Source organism: Cutibacterium sp. LaCa_255, assembly GCF_057458005.1.
This window is the reverse complement of the sequence record NZ_CP190956.1, coordinates 2676169-2699824: the sequence shown is the minus strand read 5'-3', so window position 1 is coordinate 2699824 and position 23656 is coordinate 2676169. Positions and strand designations below refer to the sequence as shown.

The window sequence follows — 23656 nt, the reverse complement described above, 5'->3', positions numbered from 1 at the left end:
GCTGGACAGTGCATCGACCAGTTGGTGCGGTCGTGAACACTTGGAGTTATGAGTGAGTCGACGAATGGTCCCCGTGAGCCGCGTGAACCCAATCCCCTCCAGCACGGCGAGGAGGGAGGCTACCCCTCTCGCCCTGACGACAATCGCCAGAGCTGGGCGCAGGATGCCTACTGGTCGCGCAGTAACGATTCCTGGACGAACCAGGGAAATCCGTCAACCACCCAGCCTCCTCCGTGGGAGGCTTCTGAGCAGCCGGCCCCGAGCGCGGGTGGCAAAAACCCCGACCCGGCTAAGGGCTCGTCGCGATCGGCCCGGAAGGGCTTTCGGGGCGGCACAGTTGTTCTCGTCGCCGTGTTGGCGGCGGCTGTTGGCGGCGTTTCCGGGGGCCTTGTCGATCGCTCCCTGGCAAGGAACGACGCCCCGGCTGTGACGTCGAGCCCTGCATCCCCCAACAGCGTCACCAAAGTGGTTCAAGGCTCATCCTCCGCCCCGGACTGGACGGCCACCGCCTCCGCCGTGTCGAACTCGGTAGTCGCCATCACCGTGAGGACGGGCAATGGAGGAGACGAGGGGTCGGGAGTCGTCGTCGACACGAACGGCAACATCGTCACCAACAATCACGTCGTTGCCGACGCGGTTTCGGGCGGCCAGCTGACGGTTTCCATGGGCAACAAGACCTACGAGGCCAAGGTAGTTGGTACAGATCCATCGACGGACCTTGCCGTCATCCGGGTGACGAACCCGCCGAAGTCCATGAAGCCGATCGGTGTTGCTGACTCCAGCAAGTTGACCGTTGGGTCTCCTGTGATGGCCGTCGGCAATCCGCTCGGCCTGTCGGGGTCGGTGACGACCGGAATCATCAGTGCCCTCAATCGTCCGGTCACCACCATGAATCGCAGTAATTCACGGGATCTGCTGGGATCTCGAGATTCGTCGTCGGGTGTGGTCGTCACGAATGCTATCCAGACCAGTGCAGCCATCAATCCGGGCAACTCAGGTGGTGCTCTCGTCAATGCCAATGGTGAGCTCATCGGGATCAATTCCTCCATTGCGAGCCTTTCGTCAAGTAATTCCGAGCAATCGGGCAATATCGGAATCGGCTTTGCGATCCCGTCAAATCTTGCCAAATGGATTGCCGATCAGATCATTGACACCGGAAAGGCAACTCACGCCTTCCTGGGCATCTCCGTGCGTGACGTCGCTGGCAGCAAGGATGGTGTCCAAGTCCTCGGAGCCGGGATCGCCACGGTCTCACCCAACTCGGCAGCTGACAAGGGCGGGCTGCAGCGTGGCGACGTCATCACCAAGATCGACGACACCGATATCGTGTCCGGAGAGTCCCTGGTCGGTCTCGTGAGGTCGTTCAAGCCTGGCCAGAAGGTCAAGATCAGCTACATCCGTGGTTCGCAGCAGGCCACCGCCGACGTCACCTTGGGTACGGCGAAGTCCTGATACGGGTTACGCGACGTGGGAAGGGGCCCCGCAGCTGCTGTGGCTTCGGGACCCTTCCCACGGGCGCAGGACTGGCGAGTCACATCAGATCGAGGACTGCACGAGCAGTTGCATCGTCGACGACGAGGTCCGTCGCCACCCTGGCACGCAGTGCGGCCAATAGTCCGACAGCCTTGGCGCGGCCAGCGACGACACAGAGCCGACGCGGTATGCGCTGCAACTGGAATGGGGCCAATCCGGTCGCCCTCTTGTTGAACTCGACGTCATAGGCGCCGTCAGCCTTGAGAAAGACGGTGTTGACGTCACCAACAACTCCGGACCGCATCAAATTCGCCTTTTCCTCATCGGTGATGTAACCGGCGGAATAGACGTGGGAGGGGACTGGGCTGTCGAGGGCCCCCACGCCGAACACGGCGAGGTCGAGCTCGCGATGTGCCTTGAGTACTGCCTGAACGGAGCGCTCCTGCCACATCGCGGTCTTCGTCGTAGCATTGTCGAAGAATGTCGGGACCGGGAAATGAATGACCTCACCCCCAAACGCGGCAGCCATTCTGGAAAGGATTGATCCAACGTAAGGAATCCCTGAACTAGCGGGGTTGGCCGACCCATTCATCTGTACGACGCGCACTCCCTTGACGTCCTTGGGGACGACATAATGGGTGACGGCATCCAGGGTTGTTCCCCAGGCAACTCCTATCGCGGAATTGTCCTCGATCATGTCCGTAACCATCTGTCCGGCGATCCTGGCCACCTGGTCCAGGCGGTGAATCTCGGTCGTCCCTGATTTCACCGGCACGACAGTGGTGTTGACCCCGAACATCCTCGTCAGGGTGGAATCCAGGCCGTTACGTAACCCAGTCGGCTCTGACAAGGTGATACGCACAACTCCGGATTGACGTGCCTGTTTGAGAAGGCGAGACACGGTTGAGCGGGATGTGCCGAGATGGCTGGCGATGGCATCCATCGTCTCGCCCTGCATGTAATACATGGACGCTGCTGTCCATACGTCATTGGACAATTCGTTCATGCCCCTCCCCTTGCCATGCACATAAGTGCAGAATTGCGATTCTCCGGCGCCGTAGATGTTTGACTGAGCCACGTCCAGCCCCCACAGGGTCGGGACGACGGTCCCCGTTTGCTGAATCCTACGGGATCGACCGCCACCGGCGAGTAAATCGGTGTCAATGGATGACGCCACGACGAAGGAGTCCTCATGCTTCTCGAAACTGCGGTGCCCGCCGCGACGATCTTCGGATCTGAGTTCCTGGGCACCATGATCCTCATTCTGCTGGGTTGTGGCGTCGTCGCCAACAACCTCCTTCCCAAGTGTAAGGGCAATCCCGCTCCCGGTTCCCTCCAGATCAACTGGGGATGGGGCTTCGGTGTGATGTTCGGTGTCTACGCAGCCTACAAGACCGGCGGACACCTGAACCCGGCCGTCACCATCGGCCTCGCACTTGCTGGTAAGGACCTGGCCAACGGCATTCCCGCCACCGCGAGCAACATCATCATCTACATCCTCGCCCAGTTCGCCGGTGCCTTCGTCGGCGCCGTGCTCTGCTGGCTGGCCTACAAGCAGCACTACGACGAGGACTGCGACCCGGCCCTCAAGCTCGGTACCTTCGCCACCGGCCCTGAGATCCGCAACCCGCTGTGGAACACCATCACTGAGGCCATCGGCACCTGGGTCCTCGTGCTCTGGGTCATCATTTCCGGCTTCACCCAGGGTGTGACTATTGGCCCGCTCGCCGTCGCCCTGCTCATCGTCTCCATCGGCGCCTCTCTCGGCGGCCCCACCGGATACGCCATCAACCCGGCTCGTGACCTTTCCCCTCGTATCGCCCACGCCGTCCTGCCGATCAAGGGCAAGGGTGGCAGCGACTGGGGCTACTCCTGGGTTCCGGTTGTCGGCCCGATCATTGGTGCTGTTCTCGCCGCCCTCACCTACACCATCTTCTGGCACTGAGTAGATTTCTCACTGTCACACCAGAGCTGATTTCGTATCAGTCGCAACCTCTCAGACAAGTCAACGTAGACAAGAAAGGCAACAATCATGAGCGACGAGAAGTTCGTGCTCGCCATCGACGAGGGCACCACCTCGACCCGGGCCATCGTCTTCAACCACTCGGGCCAGATCGTGGCCGTCGGCCAGCAGGAATTCGAGCAGATCTTCCCGCGTGCCGGATGGGTTGAGCACGACCCGATCGAGATCTGGGAAGCTGTTCGCGATGTCGTCGGACTCGCGCTGACCAAGGCCAACATCAACCGCCACCAGCTGGCTGCCGTTGGAATCACCAACCAGCGCGAGACCGCCGTGGTGTGGGACAAGAACACCGGCGACCCGATCTATAACGCCATTGTGTGGCAGGATACCCGTACCCAGAAGATCTGTGACGAACTGGCTGGCGACGAGGGTGCTGACCGCTTCAAGCACATCTGCGGCCTGGGTCTCGCCTCGTACTTCTCCGGCCCGAAGGTCAAGTGGATCCTCGACAACGTCGAGGGTGCTCGTGAGAAGGCTGAGGCTGGCGACCTGTACTTCGGCAACATGGACACCTGGGTGCTGTGGAACCTGACCGGAGGCACCGACGGCGGCGTGCACGTCACCGATCCGACCAACGCTTCCCGCACCATGCTCATGAATGTCAAGACCCTCGAGTGGGACGACTCGATGTGCGAGGTCATGGGTATCCCGAAGTCGATGCTCCCCGAGATCAAGTCCTCCTCCGAGGTCTATGGCTACGGCCGCAAGAACGGCCTGCTGATCGACACCCCGATCTCCGGCATCCTCGGTGACCAGCAGGCTGCCACCTTCGGCCAGGCCTGCTTCGAGAAGGGCATGGCGAAGAACACCTACGGCACCGGCTGCTTCATGCTGATGAACACCGGCGAGGAGGCCATCTTCTCCGAGAATGGTCTGCTGACCACCGTCTGCTACAAGATCGGCGACCAGCCCACCGTTTACGCCCTCGAGGGCTCGATCGCCGTTGCCGGGTCTCTGGTCCAGTGGCTGCGTGACAACCTCAAGATGTTCGAGACCGCCCCGGAGATCGAGGCTCTCGCCAACACCGTCGAGGACAATGGCGGCGCCTACTTCGTGCCAGCCTTCTCCGGCCTGTTCGCACCGTACTGGCGTCCGGACGCCCGTGGCGCCCTCGTCGGCCTGACTCGTTACGTCAACCGCGGCCACATCGCCCGCGCCGTGCTCGAGTCGACCGCCTACCAGACCCGTGAGGTCCTCGAGGCCATGAACGCCGACTCCGGTGTGCCGCTCACCGAGCTGCGCGTCGATGGTGGCATGACCGCCAACGAGACCCTCATGCAGTTCCAGGCCGACCAGGTCAACGTGCCGGTGGTTCGCCCGGTAGTTGCTGAGACCACCGCTCTGGGCGCCGCCTACGCCGCTGGTATCGCCGTCGGCTTCTGGGAGGGTGAGAAGGACGTCACCGCCAACTGGGCCGAGGACAAGCGCTGGGAGCCCAAGATGGACCAGGACGAGCGCGAGCGTCTGTTCCGCAACTGGAAGAAGGCCGTCACCAAGACCTTCGACTGGATGGACGACGACGTCAAGGAGTGATCCTGAGTTGGTTCTGATGGACCGATGACACCTGGTGCCCCGTGCTTTCGAGCACGGGGCACCATTGCGTTTTTTGGGGGGCACTCGCTTTCGCGGGTGACTCTGCAGTTGCCCTCTGCGGGGTTCTCGTGACGGGCCCCTGTCACACGGACCTTCCTCCACCGGCCCCTCATGTCAGACCGCACGACGACCGGCCTGAACAACGACCAGACCGCACGACGAAAAGTGTCAGCTCGAGCGAAGGTCGTAAAATCCTGGCCGCGGAGGAGGGACGAGTTGGGGGTTTCGTCACTGAGGTGGTGCGGCGGCAGAAAAGATGCCTCACTTGACGACGGTTCCGTCGGAAAGCTGTCGGTCAGCAGTTGGGTCGCTGCCAGAAAGCACATGTCGGAGAGCAGATGGTCGCCAGCCCCGGGCGTCGAAAAATGTCGTCAGGACCCGGTGACGGTGATATCTGCTATCCCACCCTGGAACCGCGAGGTCGATTTCGGAGGAAGCTCCGTCAGATAGATCAGGAGATGACGGGCCTTCGTCTTGCCGGATGGTTTCAACGTGACCGTCGATCCGGCCCCCGGCACCGCCGCCACCTGAGTCCACTCCTTGATCGTCGTCATGGGAGCCTCATCGGAGGAGACATCACTGGTCGGCTGCCACAAGGAAATGTCCGTTCCGGATCCGACCAGCCGCACCTTCACCGATGTGACCTCGGTGACGCGTCCCAAATCAATGACCAGGCCGACTCCGGGCTTGAGGTTCCCGAGCTTCGCAGAGTTGTGATAGACGACTGTGTGCCAGGCCGTTGACGGGTCGCCGTCGATCGCGAGTTTGACCTCGTCGTGGTTCTCCTTGGCGTCGCCACCGTCCTTTTCGGGATCAAATTCCTGGACGTGCGTCACCTCGACGGTCGTCGGCTCGCTGGATGCCTCCGGGGCGTTGCTGCCAGAATGACGCACCCCTGCGATGATGAGACACACGATCATGACCACGCCAACGGCAGCCATGAGTACTGGTGGCCATCGACGGTTGTGAGGGCGCGGTTTGGCCAATACCAGCTCGGCACTGCCGTTCTCCGAGGAATCCTGCCCAGCGGGGGAGAGCTGTGTGGTGTGGGGATCGTTGTTGCTCGTCCACGGCACTGGCCCTGCCTGACGCCCCCACTCTCCGGCAGCCGCGTCCGGGGACCAGTACCCCTCGTCGTCAGGTCCGTACTCCTCTGCCCGTTCCGGCTCATCCTGGTCCGGCGCAAAAGCGGCGGATTCGTCGGAGCGCCATGGCTCTTCCCCGGCACGGGAAGCCGGTCCCACTGGGAACCGGATGCGACGCTCGAGGTCAGCGGCGGCGTCAGCTGAGCCGAGGGTCCGACGCAGGGAATGCGCAATCTCATTCGCGGTGCGCAATGGCACCTCGTCATAACGGGGAACCTGCGAGAGGATCTGGTCGCAGAGGACATCGAGGGCCGGGGAGACCCCGGCGCGGACCTCACGTGGGGTGAGCCAGCCGTGGGAGTCAGTCGGGGCGGGTGGCAGTCCCCAGGACATCGTCGAGGCTGGCTCGACGGACGGGCGGTGGCCATGTCCGACTGGCCAGCGCGAGACCAGACAGGCATAAAGAACCCGTCCGATGTCTGTCACGTCGGCGACCTCGCGGTCCGGCCAGGGACGAGAATTGTCGCCCGGCCGAGGATGCAACGCGGCTTCGACGAGCAAGCCACTGATCTTGAGATTCCCGGTCGAGGTGACGAGAACCGTTCCTGGGTTGATGCGTTCGTGGAAGACCCCTTGGGCATGCAAGGGTGCCATCGCGTCGGCGATTTCATGGGCAATCCATGCCGCCTCCAACGCCGAGAGGGGCCCGGTCTCCAACAGTTCCTCGACCGACTTTCCAGGGGCGTATTCGCTGACAACCCATGATGCTGGTTCGCCTGGTCCGGCGACGATGGCGTCGAGGACCCGCAAGAAGCGCGAATCGGTGGCCACGGCAGCTTGTCGGGCCGCGTCCAGGACAGCGGGTGTGCGACGACCGTGCGGGGCCAGAGCGTGAATCAGGACCGGGCGGTGCAACTTGGTGTCGAAGGCTCGCCAGGTCAGTGAGGACTCGGGATGGGAGAGCTCCTGGTCGAGACGGTAACGCTCACCCAGAAAGGATCCTGGGAGAAGGTCGGGGAGGTCATCCGCGGCATGGAGATCCGAGTCGTACTGACCGCCGTGACGATCGGCGAGGTCCTCGAAAGACACTGCCACCTCCTGCCCGATCGATCCGAATGTGCATCGTCAACGATACCGATCCGTGCCGCGAACCCCGGGATTGTCACTCGGCGAGGTTGCCCTCACCGGTGGGGAGGTGATGCTCAGAATCGTCGTCCGAGGCCGTGTCAGGATCCTCTACTGCCGAAGGGGAAGGCGTGGTGTCAGAAATGTCATCGGAGGTTGAGCCAGCGGTGGGGCCACTGGTCTGGGACTCACCGTTGGATTCGGCCTGACGCCGGGAATTCGCGGTCACCTGACGAATGCGCAGCACCGTGGCGATGATGAGCACCAGCGCCGACACCACAACGATGATCCAGCCGACATCGTCCATCTGAGTCGCTTTGACAACGAAACTGGTCTGGGACCCCAGGCTGCGTCCTGACGGAGTCGACAGGTGTGCCTGCATCTCAACGACTCCATTTGAGCTTGCTTTCGGGGCGAACCTGATGGTTTGCGTTTCCCTGGGCTGGATCGTGACGACCTGGGTGTCCGGGATGTCGATGCGCTGTGGGTTTTCTGAGAAGACGACGACCTTGACGTGAACCGTCTGTGCGAGCGAGTTCGTGACCGTCAGGGGAAAGTCATTGGTCGAGGAGGACATCACGAACTGCGGGGCTGAATGCAGGACTAGGCCCTTGCCGGCCATGGCGTCCGCTGCTGGGCGCATGACGTCAGTAGCCCATGCCTGACGATCCTGGAGTGACGACGACAACGACCTGCTGACAAATTTCGCCGAGGTCAAGGAGGTCGCCTCCGTGGGGGCACCCACGAGGTCGGACCAGTCGTCTGAATCGATCCCGACGTCGTGCTGGACGCGCCACCAAGGGCCCTTCAGGGTGATGTCACCGGCGCGTGTTCCCGGTAGCCGAAGGCCCGGCTTGGCTCCGGTGAGAACTGCCGAGAGATTCTGCAGGTGCAGCCACCCGACCGGCGCGGTGGCTTGAACATCGTTGACGGTGGTGACGAGGGTGACCGCCGGAATCGACTCGTGAGTCATGAGGAGGGCCTGGGACAGCAGCATTCCGCGCCGCTGGGGGTCGCTGTTGGATTGTGGATGGCCGTCGGTTCGGGCGGTGTCGGCCAGACCGATCACCTTGACTCCGGACTCCTCCCGGACGCCGTCACGAGCCGATGCCGCACATGTCAGGACCAGCGCGGGGGAGAGTTCCTTGGTGAGGGTCTTGAACGAGGACCTGTCGAGTTCAGCTGCTGGGTCGACGACTGCTAACGGTAACTTCGCGGCTGGATTCGAGGGGTCGAGAGCGTGTTTCACCGTCAAGAGGACGTTGGGGCGGCCCTGCCGAACCGCTCCAATGACATCGGCATTTCCGTACGGTAGGCGATATGCCTGGCCGGTGGTCAGTAATGGTTCGACGAGGTCGAGCCATTCCCTGGCTGTTTGCTGGCCCTTGCCCTCGACGGTGGCCGTGCCTTTGCCAGCCACGCGATATCCCGAGGCCATCGCCCTGGCCTCGTCGATGAGGCTTGGATCGACGAGAACTGTCGCGTTACGGGTGTGTGCCGCTTCAGCAAGAGGCTTCAGTCGATGGGTGATGTCATCCGCGAGCGACTCGTCGGTGAAGGTGCCATCGATCCTGCGGGTGGGCATGGTCGAGAGCACGATGACGGGGGCGAGGTTCGCGCTGGTATGAGCATCTGAGAGAACCGTGAGTACTCGTGCTCGACCGACCGTTCTGCGCGACTGGTTCTCGGGGGACGCCTGCACGTGGATACCGATCGCGTCAACGGCGTTGGGTGACGTCAACCCCATCTGGGCTGGTGTTCCAGTCACGGTGAAGGACCCACTGTCGCCTGGTTTGAAGGTCTGGTTGGCCTCTGGGTCGGTGATGTTGAAAATTGACGCCTCGTTGGGCTCCCGATACCACCGCATGCCAACCGGCACGGTGGCGGGGGATGCCAGCAGGTCAGAAAGGTCACGGGTGTCGTTGATCTGGTCCTGGGAGCGCCAGAACGACGCTTGAACCCATGTCATCGACACCGAAGAGGTATTTGTCACCGTTCCCTTGATGGTGATGGGAGTTTTGGGATCCCCTGTCGGTGGGCTGACAGAAGTAATCGTCACCTTGACCAATTCTGCCGCGGTACGTGCCTGGGCAGGGGAAGATCCCGCGAAGACGGTCGTGAGGACCATCAACAACCCCAGCAGCCAAGCGGCTGGGCAAAGGCGGGAAGCAGGTGACACGTTTGTCATGGTAGTTGGCCGGGGACGGGATTGAACCGTGGTCCGCGTGAGGTTCAGTGCTCTTGCTTGGCCCACCACGCCAGTAGCGCGGCCTTTGCCTCGTCAGGAGTGTGCGGGCCTTCGTCGAGGCGGAGGTTGAGGAGGAACTTGTAGGCCTTGCCGACCGCTGGGCCGGGCTTGATGCCCAGAGTGGCCATGATCTCTTCGCCGTCGAGATCGGGACGAATCGCAGCCAGCTCTTCCTTGGCGGTGAGGTCGGCGATGCGCCTCTCGAGGTCGTCGTAGGCGAATTCCAGCCGCTCGGCCTTGCGACGATTCCGGGTAGTGCAGTCAGAGCGGGTCAGGATGTGCAAACGCTCCAGTTGGTCGCCAGCATCACGGACGTAACGACGCACCGCCGAGTCCGTCCACCCCTGGTCGCCGTAGCCGTGGAAGCGCAGGTGCAGTTCGACGAGTTTGGACACATCTTTGACGACCTGGCTGGGGTAGGTGAGGGCCTTGAGACGTTTGCGGGCCATCTTTGCTCCCACGACGTCGTGGTGGTGAAAGCTCACTTTGCCGCCGGGCTCGAACTTACGCGTCGGCGGTTTGCCGATGTCATGCAGCAGAGCAGCCAGACGACCGGTGAGGTCAGGCTCGTGACCGCGGCGCTTCTCGAGGTCGATGGACTGGTCCAGGACTGTCAGGGAATGCTCGTAGACGTCCTTGTGACGATGGTGTTCGTCGCGTTCCAGACGCAAGGCTGGCAGCTCGGGGAGCACATGGTCGGCGATACCAGTGGCGACCAGGAGGTCGAGGCCCGCGCGCGGATGGTCAGTGAGGAGGGTCTTGGAGAGTTCGTCACGGACACGTTCAGCGGAGATGATCTCGATGCGTGGGGCCATGTCAGTCATGGCGGCACGGACCTCGTCGGTGACGGTGAAGCCGAGCTGGGAGGTGAACCGCGCAGCTCGCATCATGCGCAGCGGGTCATCGCTGAACGACCGCTCTGGCGGGAAAGGAGTGCGCAAAACTCCCGCCACGATGTCGGCGAGTCCGGCGTAGGGATCTGAGAATGCTCGAGTCATGGCATGCAATGCCATCGCGTTGACCGTGAAGTCGCGACGGATGAGATCGTCCTCGAGGGTGTCTCCGTAGACGATCTCGGGCTTGCGGGAGTCAGGGTGGTACGCGTCTGCGCGGTAGGTGGTGACCTCCACCACCCAGTCGTCGATCTGGGCGCCGATAGTCCCGAAGGCTCGGCCAATGTCCCACGTCGCATGGGTGCACCTGCGAAGAATTGCCTCCGTCGTGTCGGGGCGAGCGTCGGTGGTGAAGTCAAGGTCGTGTCCAAGACGACCCATGAGGGCGTCGCGGACGGACCCACCGACGAGATAAAGATCGTGACCTGCCTGCGCAAAGACCTTGCCCAGTTCAGCGACCAGCGGCACCTGCTCAAAAAGCACATCGATGCGGTGTTGGAGCAGCTGCGGCACGGTCATCCCCGACTCGTCGGGGGTTGGGCGCAGGGCGGTGGGCAGCGTCGAGGGGCTGTTGACGTTTTTTTCAGGCATGGCGGCAGACAGCCTACGCGACATTGGCTTTTGCGGCGGTCACGAAGCTGACGAGCTGGAAGGGAAGTACTGAAACCAGCGTAATCAGAAACCGTGTCTCGGGGATGGTCAACAGCCTTGTCAGGACAACTTGCGACCGCGTGAACTCTGGTGGCTGGTGCCGCGGGACTTGCCAATGCGGGCCAGGGTGCGCACTCGGGACCACTCGCAGAACAGGGAGAACAGGACGACGCACGCCAGCGTCACTCCAGCCGCCCAGCCGGGTAGATGACGGTACGCGGCCACCCACAACACGAGGGCAAGAACGCTCAGGGACAGGTAGGCGCGATTCACCATGACACCGAGTTTACGGGGTGCGACGAAAAGCGCCGACATCGTGCGTGTCGGGCAGATCTCGTGATGAGGATCGATGCGACGCGGCGAAAATGTTCAGCAAAGGTCAGGGGGCCAGTTTCAGAGGTCGACATGTCCGCGTGTCATGCTGAGACCATGCGTCCTGATCCGAATGCACCTGTGGTTGTGGCCGTTGACTCGTTCAAGGGCTCCCTGAGCTCCGGCAAGGCGTGCCGGGCGGTACAGCGAGGGTTTTCCGCAGCTGACCCGGGGCGTGAAGTCATGACGATTCCGGTTGCTGACGGCGGTGAGGGAACCGTGGAGGCTGTTCTGGCAGCTGGGTTCCACGCCGTAACCGTCAAGTGTCACGGGGCGACCGGTGACCTTGCCGAAGTCGACTATGCCTTGCGCGACAACCAGGCAGTCATCGAGATGGCCACCTGTTGCGGTCTGGAGAGGGCGGACAGAGTGTCCGGACCACCGAGCCCTCGACGCGGGTTGGTGGCATCCAGTCGCGGCCTCGGGGAGGTCATTGCGGCTGCCCTGCGTAGTGGAGCGACTGACATCACCGTCGGGGCCGGCGGTTCGGCCTCCACCGATGGCGGTGCGGGGATGCTGGAAGCCCTCGGGGTGCGCTTGCTCGACAAGAACTTGGCGCCCATTTCTCCCGGCGCAGCGGGGTTGCCGGAACTCTCGCGCCTCGACCTGTCCGGGTTGAACCGAAAACTGTCGGGAGTGAAGCTGACCGTGGCATGTGACGTCACCTCACCGCTGCTGGGGCCGAGCGGTGCAGCAGCAGTTTTTGGTCCGCAAAAGGGATTGGACGAAGGAGGGATCGAGGTTGCTGAAGCCGGCCTGACTAGGCTTGCTGATTTCATGGAGGCGGCCATTGGTAGCGCGTACCGGGACGACCCTGGCTCTGGTGCCGCTGGTGGAGTTGGCTGGGCGCTCCGTTGTCTGGGCGCGAAGTACCGTCCAGGAGCAGCTGCAGTGCTCGGATGGGCAAAGGCGGTGTCAAAAATCTCCGAGGCAGGGTTGGTCATCACAGGTGAGGGACGGATCGACCGGCAGACTCTCCTGGGGAAGCTCCCCGACACCATCCGCAAGATTGCTCTCGATGCCGGGGTGCCGGTGTGGGCAGTCTGTGGAAAGTGCGACCTCCCCGAGGATAAGCGCGGGGCATTCCAACGAATCATCTGTTTGTCGGACATCGAGCCGGACCCGGATGAGTCGATGGCCAAGGCCGGATCGCTGCTCAGCCAGGCTGTGGAGCAGGCGGTGCGGGAGGAACTCGGACGTTGACACTCTCCCTTGCTGACGACGCACGTTCGGCAGAGCCATCCACGACCATTCCTAGGATTTCGGTCTCACGATCGGTGATGAGAGAGTGACCCCTTCACATCGCAGTGGCGGCGAGATCCAGATCGATGTCCTCGGCAATGAGAGTTCTCATCGTCATGCGCGTTCTTCCGTCACCCCGGTGACGGCGTTGGTGCCTTGAAGGGAAAATCGCACCGGAGCTGGAAGTTGTTCTGGAATCGTTGGAAGAATCCTCAAGGAGTCGTGGCCACCGCCAATGTCCATGCCGTTGGTCAACGGGCAGCGGGCAAGAGCCGTGATGTCGTAGGCGGGGTCCATCGTCCGATGGTGGGCATGGTGTCGCTCAATGGGATGAAGACATTGTCGAAGAACGCCAATCCGGTGATGACCAGACCGGGAACGTGCATGGCGACCTCGAGGCGTACGTTGTCCGGGCGGGTCAGGCCCAGGGGCATGTCGATGGTGGTCGACGGTGAAGGAGATGTCGTTCACCGCGTGAACAATTTCCCTGGCTGAGCGACAGAATGATTTCGACACGCCCTTGATGGTCAGCGGGGTGTGATTTTTCGTCATCAGCCGCTCCTGCCCTGTCGTTCCATTGGGAAGGACTCTTGCCGAGGGAGAAGTCCAGGACCGCATTCGAGAGTCGTTTCGGGGCACGGTGTCACACCATGGTGATGACAGGTGTCATGTCGTGATGAAAATGGGCCGCCGGATCAAAAGGCTCCACGGATTCTCGCGGCGTCGAAAGCGTCCTTGCACTCACGGCGCAGGGCGCGCAGCACGTCATGATGCTGGTTCGCGATGCACTTCGTCATCACCTGGAAGGTCATGGTGTCGCCGGTGATGTCGCCGACTCCCAAGACCAGGGGCTTGTCGAGCAGGGTGCCCTCGAATTCGACCGCAATATCGTCGAGGACCTTCCGGATGACCCGGATGACCTGATTCGGGTCCTCCAAGGCGTGCACCTTGATGTCGGTGAACGAGGTCGTCCATCCTTGAGTCACATTGCCGACCTTGGTGATCTCGCCGTTGCGCAGGTACCAGGCCACGCCGTTCCAGTCGCGGATGCGCGTCACCCTCAGTCCGACGTCCTCGATAACCCCCTCCACCTCGTTGATCTTCACCGCGTCACCGACGCCATACTGGTCCTCGAAGATGATGAAAAGTCCCGCCAGGACATCCTTGACGAGCGTTTGCGCGCCGAAGGCCAGGGCGACGCCGACGATTCCGGCGGAGGTCAGGATTGGGGTGATCTTGATGCCAATGGTGCTGAATCCCGACAGCAGGGCGACGATGATAATGATGGCAACGCCGACATTCGAGAGCAGTCCGCCGACGGTCGTCGTGCGCTGATTCTGCCTGTCGAGAGTCGCACCTGTCGCTTCGGCGAGGATACGGCGGGTGCGCCCGGGCATGGTGGCCTCGCGCTTCTCCGAGCGCGACACCATGAGGCGAATCGTCCAGTCGACGCCTTTGCGTAGCAGCCAGCGGGCAACTATCGCAAGGGCGATGATGATGAGGATGTGGATCAGCGTGTCCCAGGTCCACACGTCGGACTTCAGCGGAGGCATGGTCTCCCTTCGCGGTCGGGTTCAGGTGACAGATGTGCTCTTGGTAACACTTCTACCTTCTCACTCCGGGCAAGAAAAAACCCTCCCCGGACGCGTCCGAGCCATCAACATGACAGGATCAAGGCATGAGTGACGACAACGTCTCCCCTGCAGCACGCCTTCCCGGCGGTGATCAGCCGGCCGCAGAGCGACCGCTGGATCCGCAAGACCTGCCTGAGCATCTGGCCGAGCCGACACAGATGCCTTCGACTGGCCCTCAGGTTGCCCAGGCCGTGGTCGAGGCCGTCGGCGGCACTCCGCGCGCCGACGGCATGGTCGATGCCGCTGAAGAAGTTCGTATCGACGTCCTGTCCTTCGCGGACGCACCTGCACCGGGATGGTCAACCTGGTCGACGGTGAGCTTGCACGCTGAGCCGAACTCAATAGCCCTCGTCGACGGGACCAGCAGTGACATTCGCGCTGAGCTCATGGTCGTGGGCGCTCCCGGCTCCGACGTCATGGGCAAGGTTCTGGGGTCGTGCGCCTTTGCGGTGCTGCGTGACCACTGGCCGATGGCCCCGGGAATCGTCTTCGGCGACGTCGTGTCGATGTACGCGCCGAATTCCACCACCCCGCATCTGATGTGGTGTCATCCATTCACCACCCCTCAACTCGACCGGGTGGAAATTGGTGATCTCAAGGTGCACTGGCTCCTGGGCGTCCCGATCACCGAGGCCGAACGTCAGTGGCTGGAGGTCAACGGCTTCGACGATTTTGTCGATCTGCTGGACGCCAAGGCGGTGAATTACACCGACCTGCAGCGTCCGTCGGCGGTGTGACGTCTCAGGCTGACTCCCGCCAAAGCACTTCGTTCGGTATGACGAGGTGGCGTTGGGGGAGTTCCTGACCACGAATCTGTGCAACCACCATGTCTGCCAGGGCGGCTCCGGTCGCCCTGGCATCACTTCGTACGGTCGACAATGGCGGATCGCTGAGGGTCGCAGCCGGCGCATCGTCGAACCCGACGACTCCAACATCCTGCGGTACTCGCCGCCCAGCTTCGTTGAGGACGCGGATCGCACCGGTGGCGAGTAGATCGGAGGCCACGACGACTCCGTCGAGATCCGGGTAGCGCTGGAGGAGCTCGGACATTGCCCGTTCGCCTGCGGCGAGGGTCCACCCATCGACCGTGGTGTGCCCGAGCGCGGCATTTCTCGCACCTTGGTGGAACCCGTCGAGACGCAACGGGGTGACTGGTGCCCAGGAAGGCCCACCAATGGCGACCACTTTTGACCGACCAGTGGCCACCAGCCGTTCGGTAATGGCTCGGGCACCTCCGACGTTGTCCGTGTCAGCGGAGGGGATGTCGGATCCGGGGAATGGCGTTGATGCCGTCACGAGCGGGATATTTGTCGCCATGAGGCGTGCAACGAGCGGATCCTCGTTGGTCATGGCGACCAGAATCGCCGCGTCGAAGGATCCTCCGGCAATCAATGACCCCACACGTTCTGCTGAGCGGGGATCATCGACGAGGGCAAGCAGCATCTGGTAGCCGTGCTCCGACAAACGAAGGTTCGCGCCGGATGCCATCGGGGACAGGGTCGGCTCGGTGTAGAAGACATTGACGTTCTCGCGGGCGACGAGGACCACGGTGTCAGTTGACTGAACCCGTAGTGACCTTGCTGCCCGATTGGGTACGTAACCGGTGGTGATGATCGCGTCAGCCACGGCACGAGCAGTTGCGGGGGCCACATTGGTGTGACCGTTGAGAACTCGTGACACCGTCGCATGGGATACGCCGGCCACCCGAGCCACGTCATGCATGGTGGGCCGACCTGTGTCCTCGCTCATCGGCAATCCTCCTTTTGTCCCCGGATCGTCATCGGCGACGCTCCGATTGTGGGCCCTCACTTGTCGGAGTGGGGTGGCATGCCGTAATGTACACGTGTACACGACGTTTGTGGCGGATCCAAGGCGGTCTCCACCACACGCCGGTCAACATCCCGAGGATGCGGGCTCTCCGCGTCCCGACGCTCAAGGAAGAGGGTTGACATGATCACACGCCGTACTCGTCGGGTGGCCTCTGTGGCTGCGATGGTCGCCGGAACGCTCGTTCTCGGTGCCTGTGGCAGTTCCTCGGAAGGATCCGGGTCGTCGAGCCAGAGCGCTTCGCAGTCCGCTGCCACATCTGCGTCCGGCCCGGTCACCATTAAGTACCTGCATCGTCTTCCCGACGGCGAGGGCATGACAAAGGTTGCTGACGTCGTCAAGAAGTGGAACTCCGAGCACCCCGACATCAAGGTCGAGACGACGAAGTTCCCAGGCAAGGCCAACGAGCTCATGCCGAAGCTCGAGGCCGACGTCAAGGCCGGAACCGCCCCCTGCCTGGTGCAGGCCGGGTATGCCGAGGTCCCGGACATGTACGTCAAGGGCCTGGTCCAGGACGTCACCAGCGAAGCTGAGAAGTACAAGGACCACTTTTCCGGCGCCTACGGGCAGATGTCGGTCGGCGACAAGGTCGTCGGTCTCCCCCAGGACACCGGCCCGCTGGTCTACGTCTACAACGAGGCTGAGTTCAAGAAGCTCGGCATCGAGGTTCCGAAGACCTCCGATGAACTGCTCACCGCTGCCAAGAAAGCCGCGGCCAAGGGCAAGTACATTCTCGGGTTCGAGCCCGATGAGGCCCAGAACTCGCTGTCCGCCCAGGCGGCTGCCGCTGGTGCCGTCTGGTACTCCGCCGAGGGTGACAAGTGGAAGGTTGACACCAACGGCGACAAGACCAAGGTCGTTGCTGACTTCTGGCAGAAGGCCCTCGACGACAAGAGCGCCCTCACCGACGCTCGTTGGAGCGACGCCTACACGAAGGCTCTCGTCAACGGAAAGCTCATCGGCAACATTGCTGCTGCCTGGGAGACCGGCTTCATGCTCGACGCCTTGGACAAGACGCTTTACAACGGCCAATGGCGTGTGGCTCAGCTGCCGCCCTTCGGTGGCTCTGAGCTGACCGGTCCTGACGGTGGTTCCGGCGTGGCGGTGGTCAAGGGCTGCAAGTACGCCGCCCAGGCGATGCAGTTCAACGACTGGTTCAACACCCAGGTCGATGACCTTGCCACCCAGGGGCTGGTTCCCGCCGCCAAGGGCCAGGTGACCACCCCCGAGAAGATGAAGAAGCAGTTCGGCGGACAGGACGTCATGGCTGAGCTCGCCAAGGCCAACGAGAAGCTCGCTCCTAAGTTCGGTTACATCCCTGGATTCGCCGTTGTGGGCACAAAGATGAATGAGAAGGCTGCCGATGCCGCAGCCGGCAAGGTCAAGGTATCGGACATCTTCCAGACCGCTCAGGACACTTCGGTCAAGGCGCTCAAGGACGCCGGCCTTCCGGTCAACGAGTGATGTCGACTGGGGCCGGGATCAATTGCCGGCCCCAGATCCCATCTGTCGCATGACGAGCGCGGATCGGGACAACGATTTTTCGTCAGCTCGGGGCCTCTTGAGCTCCAAGAGGCCCCGGTCCTCACCCCAGCAGACATTTTTGGTCCGCCATGGACGCGGTTCTCGGTGGTCGGCAATTGGCCACCTCACGAACGGTGCGAGACGATCCACACCGTGACAATTCCTCACAGGAGACGTCATGTCCTCAACCACGATGGCCAGTCGAAAGGCCAGACACGAGGCGCTGACCGGTTGGCTCTTCGCGTTGCCGTTCACCGTCGTCTTCATCATCGTGTTCATCGCCCCCATCATCGAGAGCATCCGGGCAGGCTTCCACAAGCAAGTTGCCGAAGGCGGTGGGCTGTTCGGTGGCGGCCAGACGGTGGAGAAATTCGTCGGTCTGCAGAACTTCCAGGAGGTGTGCACGAATCCGGCCTTCTGGCACGGTATTGGTCGCGTCATGCTCTTCGGAATCTTCCAGATCCCGATCATGATCCTGGCGGCGCTGTTCCTGGCCCTGGTCATCGACTCCTACTTGGTGCGCCACCCCGCATTCTGGCGCCTCTCCTACTTCCTGCCCTACGCGATTCCGGGTCTCGTCGGCGCAATCATGTGGACCTACCTCTACCTGCCCGAAATCTCCCCGTTCGCCGGGCATCTCGGCTTCAGTCTGCTGAGCTCCCACGTCATCCTGGGCTCAATGGCCAACATGACGACGTGGACGTTCACCGGCTACAACATGCTCATCTTCTTGGCCGCCTTGCAGGCCATCCCGTCGGATCTCTACGAGGCAGCTCGCATCGACGGTGCTTCCGGGTGGCAGATCATGACGAAGATCAAGATCCCGATGGTTCGCGGTGCTGCGCTGCTGGCCGTCCTGCTGTCGATCATCGGCACCGTCCAGCTCTTCAACGAGCCGACGGTTCTGGCCACCGTGGCGACCTGGATGCCGCGTGACTACACCCCGATGATGATGGCCTACAACACCATGAACGGAAATATCAGCCCGAGTGGTGCCGGACCGGCCTCGGCAGTGTCCATCATGATGGCGTTGGTTGCTGGAGTGCTCGCAATGATCTATGCCCTCGTCCAGAGGAAGGCGGACTGACATGGCACGCGACAAGACCGCCGTCACCAAGGATGGCATTCGCTATCGTCCGTCGCTGGCGGGGCTGCCGCCGCGCTCCATTGCTCCCTCCAAGACAGCTAGGACGATCACTTTCGTGATCCTGGCCTTCGTGGCCTGCTACTTCTTGCTTCCCATCATCTGGTTGGTCGTCGCATCAACCAAGAACAACACCGATCTCGTGAGCACCCCCGGATTCGCCTTCGGCGAGTTCAACTGGGCCACCAACTGGCATTCCCTGATGGCCTGGACCAAGGGGATGTTCCCGCGTTGGGTCCTCAACTCGCTGGTCTACTCGACCGTGGCAGGTGCCGTTGGGACGATCATTTCTGTCGCCTGCGGGTATGCGATGGCAAAGTTCCAGTTCCCGGGGCGCCGGGTGCTGCTCGTCGTCATCATGACCGGCTTGCTGATGCCGGTGGCACTGCTCACCGTTCCGCTCTACCTGCTGTTCATCAAGATGCATCTGGTCAATACCGTGTGGGCGATGATCATCCCGTCGATGGTGAGCCCCTTCGGGGTCTTCCTCGGCAACGTTTACGCCGATTCGTCGGTTCCGACTGAGCTTCTAGAGGCTGCTCGCATCGACGGGGCCGGCGAATTCCGAATCTTCTCCACGATGGTATTGCGCCTGCTGGCTCCTGCCATGGTGACGATCTTCCTGTTCATTTTCGTCGCCACGTGGAACAACTTCCTATTGCCGTTGATGATGATCACCAACGAGAGTCTGCAGCCGGTGACCCAGGGCCTCTACGGCATGATGGCCTACTTCGCCCCGGACAAGGGTGCCGTGATGCTGGCCTCTGTCATTGGCGTCATTCCGCTGGTGATTTTGTTCCTGGTACTCCAGCGTTACTGGCAGTCCGGGCTCGCCGCCGGCGCCGTCAAGGGCTGATGACAGCTGGGGTCCGATAGGACTTCAGCAGCATGGATTCCATCCTCGGTGGGATCCCCCTAAGGGGACCCTCGGACCGGTCAAGGGCAGTTCGTGCCCTGAGGACGCTTGCTCCTCCTGTCCCCTTCCTGCCGTGTATAAAAACATCGGGCCGGTCACTGTCAATGCAGTGACCGGCCCGATACGTCGTTGGGGCGGCGAAAATCACTCAGCGGCGCTGGGGTGAGTCATGTCGGCGGGAACGACCCACTTGTCGAAGTCCTCCTCGCTCATGCCACCGATCGTCAGAGCGGACTCACGCAGGCTGATGCCCTCGTGATGCGCGTTCTTGGCGATCTTTGAGGCCAGGTCGTAACCGATGTGACGGTTGAGAGCCGTGACCTGCATGAGGTTCTTGTCGAGATTCTCCTTGATCTTGTCGGGGTTCGGCTCGATGCCGTAGGCGCAATGCTTGTCGAAGCTGATGCACGAATCGGCGATGAGGCGGATCGACTCCAGGCAGGCGTGAGCCATGACGGGCTTGAACACGTTGAGCTGGAAGTTGCCCTGAGAACCGGCGAAACCGACCGTCGCGTCATTGCCGAACACGCGGGTGGCGACCATCGTCATGGCCTCGCACTGGGTCGGGTTGACCTTGCCAGGCATGATCGAGGAGCCGGGCTCGTTCTCGGGGATGAGGAGCTCACCGATGCCGTTGCGGGGGCCGGATGCGTACCAGCGAACGTCGTTGGCGATCTTCATGAGGGCGTCGGCGAGAACTCGCAGGGACCCGGAGACCTGCACCAGAGCGTCGTGGGCGCTCAGTGCGGCGAAGAGGTTGTCGGCCTGCTTGAACTCGATGCCGGTCTCCTCGGTCGCATGCTTGGCGACGGTCGGGCCGAAGTCGGGGTGAGCGTTGAGGCCGGTGCCGACAGCGGTGCCGCCGATGGCCAGCTCGCGAGCGCGGGAGTCGGCGTAACGGATGCCGTCGAGGGCGAAGTCGATCTGGGCGACCCAGCCGCTGATGACCTGGCCGAGCCGTATCGGGGTGGCGTCCTGCAGGTGGGTGCGGCCAACCATCACGACGTCGTCGTACTTCTTGGCCTTCTCGTCGAGGGTGTCGCGAAGCTGCTGGACGGCGGGGTACAGGCGCTCATTGAGGGCGCAGACGACGGCGATGTGCATGGCCGTCGGGAAGGTGTCGTTGGAGGACTGGCCGCGGTTGACGTGGTCGTTGGGGTGGACCGGCTTCTTCGAGCCGCGCTCGCCCCCAGCCAGCTCGATGGCGCGGTTGCTGATGACCTCGTTGGTGTTCATGTTGGACTGGGTGCCCGAACCGGTCTGGAAGACGACCAGTGGGAACTCGTCATCGAGCTTTCCGGCGATGACCTCGTCAGCGGCCTGGACGATGAGGTCGGCGACGTCGCCCGGCAGCTCACCCAGTTCCTTGTTGGCCAGTGCCGCGGACTTCTTGAGGGTTCCGAGAGCACGGATCATGTCTCGGCCCCAGACGAAGGTGTCACGACCGATCTCGAAGTTGTGAAGGGAGCGCTGTGTCTGGGCGCCCCAGTAATGCTCGGCGGGTACTTCGACCTCGCCCATGCTGTCTTTCTCAATGCGCATCTCTGCCATGTCGCAAGCCTACTTGTGCTTCCTGGCTGAGGGGGTAGTGGGGTCGGGTCCATGAGGAGGTTCCCTGGGGCCGACTCCACGCACTGGTACGTGATCAGGTTATATCAGTGATGCGATGCGAATAATGAGCCACCCGACCGGGGTCGTCGCCCCTCCGACAAGGTTGCTGATGCGGGTTGCACCGTTAGGGATCTTGATGCCTGAGGTGTGAGCGGCGCCGGTGAACCATGTAGCCAGGTCCGTCCCGGCGTACATGATGACGGCGAGGGCCAAGGTGCCGGTGAGGAGCATCCGGAACATGTTCCTGTGACAGAACGGAGTGACCAATGCCATGAGGAACATAAGCGAAGGAAGATCAACGAATGGGAGAACCTTGTTTCCGGGGAGTACGAATGCCAGCAGCAGTGCGATCGGGATGAGCAGGACTCCGGTGGCCAGGACGGAGGGTTCCCCGATTAGCAATGCAGTATCCATGCCGAAGTAGAAGTCCCGGTTGGGAAACCACTTCTTTAAGCGTTCCTCAGCGCCGTCACGAACGACCGTCAAGCCTTCTACGAGGATGTCGATCATCTTTGGAAGAATGAACATTGCAGCTGCGATATCGACACCGAGAATTAGAGACTTTCCAATGTCATAACCAGAGCCGAGTCCCATGCCAAAACCCAGGATGAGTCCGATGACAATGGGCTCCCCCAGAACTCCGAAACGGTTGGAGATCGTCTCTGGATTGAAGTCAACCCGCCTCAGTCCGGGAGTGCGTTCGATCAGCCAGTTGACGGCGAGGCCGAAGGGCACGAAGTTGAGACAGGTGAAGTGAGGGAACGAGATTCCCCGCAAGCCGTACTGCTTCTGAATGAATGGTGCGATGAGGTCTCCGGCAACCAGGCTCAGCACGAAAGCCACCATGCAAGCTATGACTCCGATCCAGAAGGATCCTGATGCATTTTGCGCTAAGGCGCCCACCAGCAGGAATATCCAGTAATTGAAAATGTCGATGTCAATCGTCCTAGTGGCTTTCAGCATGAGCAGAATCAAGTTAAGGACCAGGAAGGAAACGACGACGACAGGTACGAGGGGCGACCCCCAGCCAATGGTCGAGGCAGTGCCCCAGCCGACATCGAGGACGGTGAGGTCCAGACCCATCCGCTCGACCATGAGATGAGTGGCGTCTCCCAGGGAATCCAGGAGGAAGGTGATGATGAGGTTCACTCCGACGAAGCCGATTCCCACCAGCATTCCAGCTTTGAAGGCCTGGCCGAGTCTCAGGCCGAAGACCAGACCGATGAGGAGGAACAGTATGGGCATGAAAACTGGGGCGCCGAGCCCAAGGATGGAGTTGATGACGGACATGGTCTTTCACCGTCTCCGGAGTGCGGCGTGGAGCCGGGTTGCGAGCATCGCCGGTGTCTTCCGAAACGCGTCGATGGTTGATCCCGCAAGGTGACCGGTCACGGTGACGTTGTCCAGGTCGAGGAGCGGGTCGTCACTGGCCAGGGGCTCGTTGTCGAAGGTGTCGAGGGCTGCTCCTGCGATTGTTCTGTCTCGGAGGGCTCGGACCAGCGCCTTCTCGTCAACCAGGCCAGACCGGGCAGTGTTGATGAGGATGGCATGGGATGGCAGCGCGGAAAGGACCTCGCTGGACACGAGATGGTGGGTTTGAGGTGTGAGCCGGGCGTGGACGCACAGGATGTCGCTGACCGTGGCAAGGCTGGTCATGTCATAGTGGCGTTCGAAGGCCTCCTCCTCCACCATGGGGTCGTAGTAGGCGACCCGGGCCCCCATGACTTGAACGAAGGCGGCCACTCTGCGCCCAATCTGCCCTAACCCGACAATGCCCACCGTTTTCCCTTCAATCTCTGGGATGGACTGGACATTGGGGAAGTCCCGGGCCCAGGATCCATCGCGCAGGTTGGCCTGTGATCGTGCGATGTTTCGGGTCTCGGCGAGGATCATCCCCAACGTGAATTCCGCGACGGCTTCAGCATTGCGTCCAGGAGTGTTCAGGACCTCGATGTGATGCTTTGCAGCAGCTTCGGTGTCGACGTTCTCGGTGCCTCCGCGCAGGACCCCGATGACCTTCAGGTTGGTCGCCGTTTCCATGACAGAGGAGGGCACTGGGCAGAACTGGGTGACGATGGCGTCGAACTCGGCGACGTCATCGAAGATTGCTGCTGGAATATCAATGGCGTCAGGGCCTGCCTGCTCGACGAGGAGATTGTCGTGCTGGAGGTCTTCGATGGAGTCGTGATTCCAGGTTCGTATGACTGAGGATTTTTCCAATTCTGGGATTATGGAGAATCCAGACCTTATGTAATCGGCTGGGATGAAATTATCGGCGATGCACAAAATTTTCAT

General features: G+C 61.9%; 20 protein-coding genes. 9 read left to right on the top strand and 11 right to left on the bottom strand.

Translation table 11 applies throughout. From position 1 onward, the window contains the following. Window positions 1–48 precede the first annotated feature (48 nt). On the top strand, window positions 49–1452 hold the full coding sequence (locus ACP8ML_RS12310) for a S1C family serine protease (protein ID WP_065673285.1): 1404 nt from the start codon (window positions 49–51) through the stop codon (window positions 1450–1452). A gap of 79 nt (window positions 1453–1531) precedes the next feature. Here ACP8ML_RS12310 and ACP8ML_RS12305 read toward each other — a convergent pair whose 3' ends face one another. After that, a complete protein-coding gene (locus ACP8ML_RS12305; protein ID WP_117188429.1) occupies window positions 1532–2479 on the bottom strand; it encodes a sugar-binding transcriptional regulator in 948 nt (315 codons plus the stop codon). 186 nt (window positions 2480–2665) lie between these two features. On the opposite strand from ACP8ML_RS12305, the gene ACP8ML_RS12300 reads away from it, so the two are divergent. Both ACP8ML_RS12300 and glpK read left to right on the top strand, forming a co-directional pair. After that, complete coding sequence (locus ACP8ML_RS12300; RefSeq protein WP_016666540.1) at window positions 2666–3418, top strand: MIP/aquaporin family protein; 753 nt, start codon at window positions 2666–2668, stop codon at window positions 3416–3418. An 87-nt stretch (window positions 3419–3505) separates the two neighbouring features. Then, the gene (glpK, locus tag ACP8ML_RS12295; RefSeq protein WP_117188363.1) at window positions 3506–5029 is read left to right on the top strand and encodes a glycerol kinase GlpK; all 1524 of its coding nucleotides are present in this window, start codon (window positions 3506–3508) and stop codon (window positions 5027–5029) included. 431 nt (window positions 5030–5460) lie between these two features. Here glpK and ACP8ML_RS12290 read toward each other — a convergent pair whose 3' ends face one another. Together ACP8ML_RS12290 and ACP8ML_RS12285 are read right to left on the bottom strand one after the other, a co-directional pair. Continuing rightward, entirely contained in the window at window positions 5461–7269 is a 1809-nt protein-coding gene (locus ACP8ML_RS12290) for a protein kinase family protein (protein ID WP_171048508.1), read from the bottom strand. Between the two features lie 67 nt (window positions 7270–7336). After that, the gene (locus tag ACP8ML_RS12285) at window positions 7337–9268 is read right to left on the bottom strand and encodes a DUF6049 family protein (protein WP_171048522.1); all 1932 of its coding nucleotides are present in this window, start codon (window positions 9266–9268) and stop codon (window positions 7337–7339) included. Here ACP8ML_RS12285 and ACP8ML_RS12280 point away from each other — a divergent pair. Continuing rightward, window positions 9267–9512, top strand: a complete 246-nt coding sequence (locus ACP8ML_RS12280; protein WP_171015102.1) for a DNA-binding protein — start codon at window positions 9267–9269, stop codon at window positions 9510–9512. The two genes, ACP8ML_RS12285 and ACP8ML_RS12280, sit on opposite strands and share 2 nt — an antisense overlap. Window positions 9513–9531: 19 nt before the next feature. On the opposite strand, the gene ACP8ML_RS12275 is transcribed toward ACP8ML_RS12280, so the two are convergent. Next, window positions 9532–11031 carry a CCA tRNA nucleotidyltransferase gene (locus ACP8ML_RS12275; protein WP_065673287.1) on the bottom strand — a complete coding sequence of 500 codons (1500 nt, stop codon included), beginning with the start codon at window positions 11029–11031 and terminating at the stop codon, window positions 9532–9534. Window positions 11032–11151: 120 nt separating this feature from the next. Continuing rightward, window positions 11152–11406 (bottom strand): hypothetical protein, encoded by a 255-nt coding sequence (locus tag ACP8ML_RS12270; RefSeq protein WP_065673320.1) that lies wholly within the window; start codon window positions 11404–11406, stop codon window positions 11152–11154. Window positions 11407–11430: 24 nt separating this feature from the next. Between ACP8ML_RS12270 and ACP8ML_RS12265 the strand changes: the two genes are divergently transcribed. Beyond that, window positions 11431–12666: a glycerate kinase gene (locus tag ACP8ML_RS12265; protein WP_371258414.1), complete on the top strand. Its 1236-nt coding sequence runs from the start codon at window positions 11431–11433 to the stop codon at window positions 12664–12666. Between the two features lie 290 nt (window positions 12667–12956). Here ACP8ML_RS12265 and ACP8ML_RS12260 read toward each other — a convergent pair whose 3' ends face one another. Next, window positions 12957–13139 (bottom strand): hypothetical protein, encoded by a 183-nt coding sequence (locus tag ACP8ML_RS12260; RefSeq protein ID WP_249361152.1) that lies wholly within the window; start codon window positions 13137–13139, stop codon window positions 12957–12959. 261 nt (window positions 13140–13400) lie between these two features. Continuing rightward, window positions 13401–14258, bottom strand: a complete 858-nt coding sequence (locus ACP8ML_RS12255) for a mechanosensitive ion channel family protein (RefSeq protein ID WP_486702965.1) — start codon at window positions 14256–14258, stop codon at window positions 13401–13403. Window positions 14259–14383: 125 nt separating this feature from the next. On the opposite strand from ACP8ML_RS12255, the gene ACP8ML_RS12250 reads away from it, so the two are divergent. Then, window positions 14384–15076 carry a suppressor of fused domain protein gene (locus ACP8ML_RS12250; protein WP_002526085.1) on the top strand — a complete coding sequence of 231 codons (693 nt, stop codon included), beginning with the start codon at window positions 14384–14386 and terminating at the stop codon, window positions 15074–15076. Window positions 15077–15080: 4 nt separating this feature from the next. On the opposite strand, the gene ACP8ML_RS12245 is transcribed toward ACP8ML_RS12250, so the two are convergent. Further along, a complete protein-coding gene (locus ACP8ML_RS12245) occupies window positions 15081–16061 on the bottom strand; it encodes a LacI family DNA-binding transcriptional regulator (RefSeq protein ID WP_171048523.1) in 981 nt (326 codons plus the stop codon). 252 nt (window positions 16062–16313) lie between these two features. On the opposite strand from ACP8ML_RS12245, the gene ACP8ML_RS12240 reads away from it, so the two are divergent. The 3 genes from ACP8ML_RS12240 to ACP8ML_RS12230 all read left to right on the top strand — a co-directional run bounded on the left by ACP8ML_RS12240 (window position 16314) and on the right by ACP8ML_RS12230 (window position 19690). Next, window positions 16314–17630: an ABC transporter substrate-binding protein gene (locus ACP8ML_RS12240; protein ID WP_171048524.1), complete on the top strand. Its 1317-nt coding sequence runs from the start codon at window positions 16314–16316 to the stop codon at window positions 17628–17630. A 253-nt stretch (window positions 17631–17883) separates the two neighbouring features. Beyond that, complete coding sequence (locus tag ACP8ML_RS12235; RefSeq protein ID WP_171048525.1) at window positions 17884–18777, top strand: carbohydrate ABC transporter permease; 894 nt, start codon at window positions 17884–17886, stop codon at window positions 18775–18777. Window position 18778: 1 nt separating this feature from the next. After that, complete coding sequence (locus ACP8ML_RS12230) at window positions 18779–19690, top strand: carbohydrate ABC transporter permease (protein WP_016666518.1); 912 nt, start codon at window positions 18779–18781, stop codon at window positions 19688–19690. Between the two features lie 204 nt (window positions 19691–19894). On the opposite strand, the gene fumC is transcribed toward ACP8ML_RS12230, so the two are convergent. The 3 genes from fumC to ACP8ML_RS12215 all read right to left on the bottom strand — a co-directional run bounded on the left by fumC (window position 19895) and on the right by ACP8ML_RS12215 (window position 23656). Next, on the bottom strand, window positions 19895–21301 hold the full coding sequence (fumC, locus tag ACP8ML_RS12225; protein ID WP_117188371.1) for a class II fumarate hydratase: 1407 nt from the start codon (window positions 21299–21301) through the stop codon (window positions 19895–19897). Between the two features lie 99 nt (window positions 21302–21400). Continuing rightward, window positions 21401–22651, bottom strand: a complete 1251-nt coding sequence (locus ACP8ML_RS12220) for a PTS transporter subunit IIC (protein ID WP_117188373.1) — start codon at window positions 22649–22651, stop codon at window positions 21401–21403. A 6-nt stretch (window positions 22652–22657) separates the two neighbouring features. After that, window positions 22658–23656, bottom strand: coding sequence for a 2-hydroxyacid dehydrogenase (locus ACP8ML_RS12215; protein ID WP_065673295.1), 999 nt, complete (start codon window positions 23654–23656; stop codon window positions 22658–22660).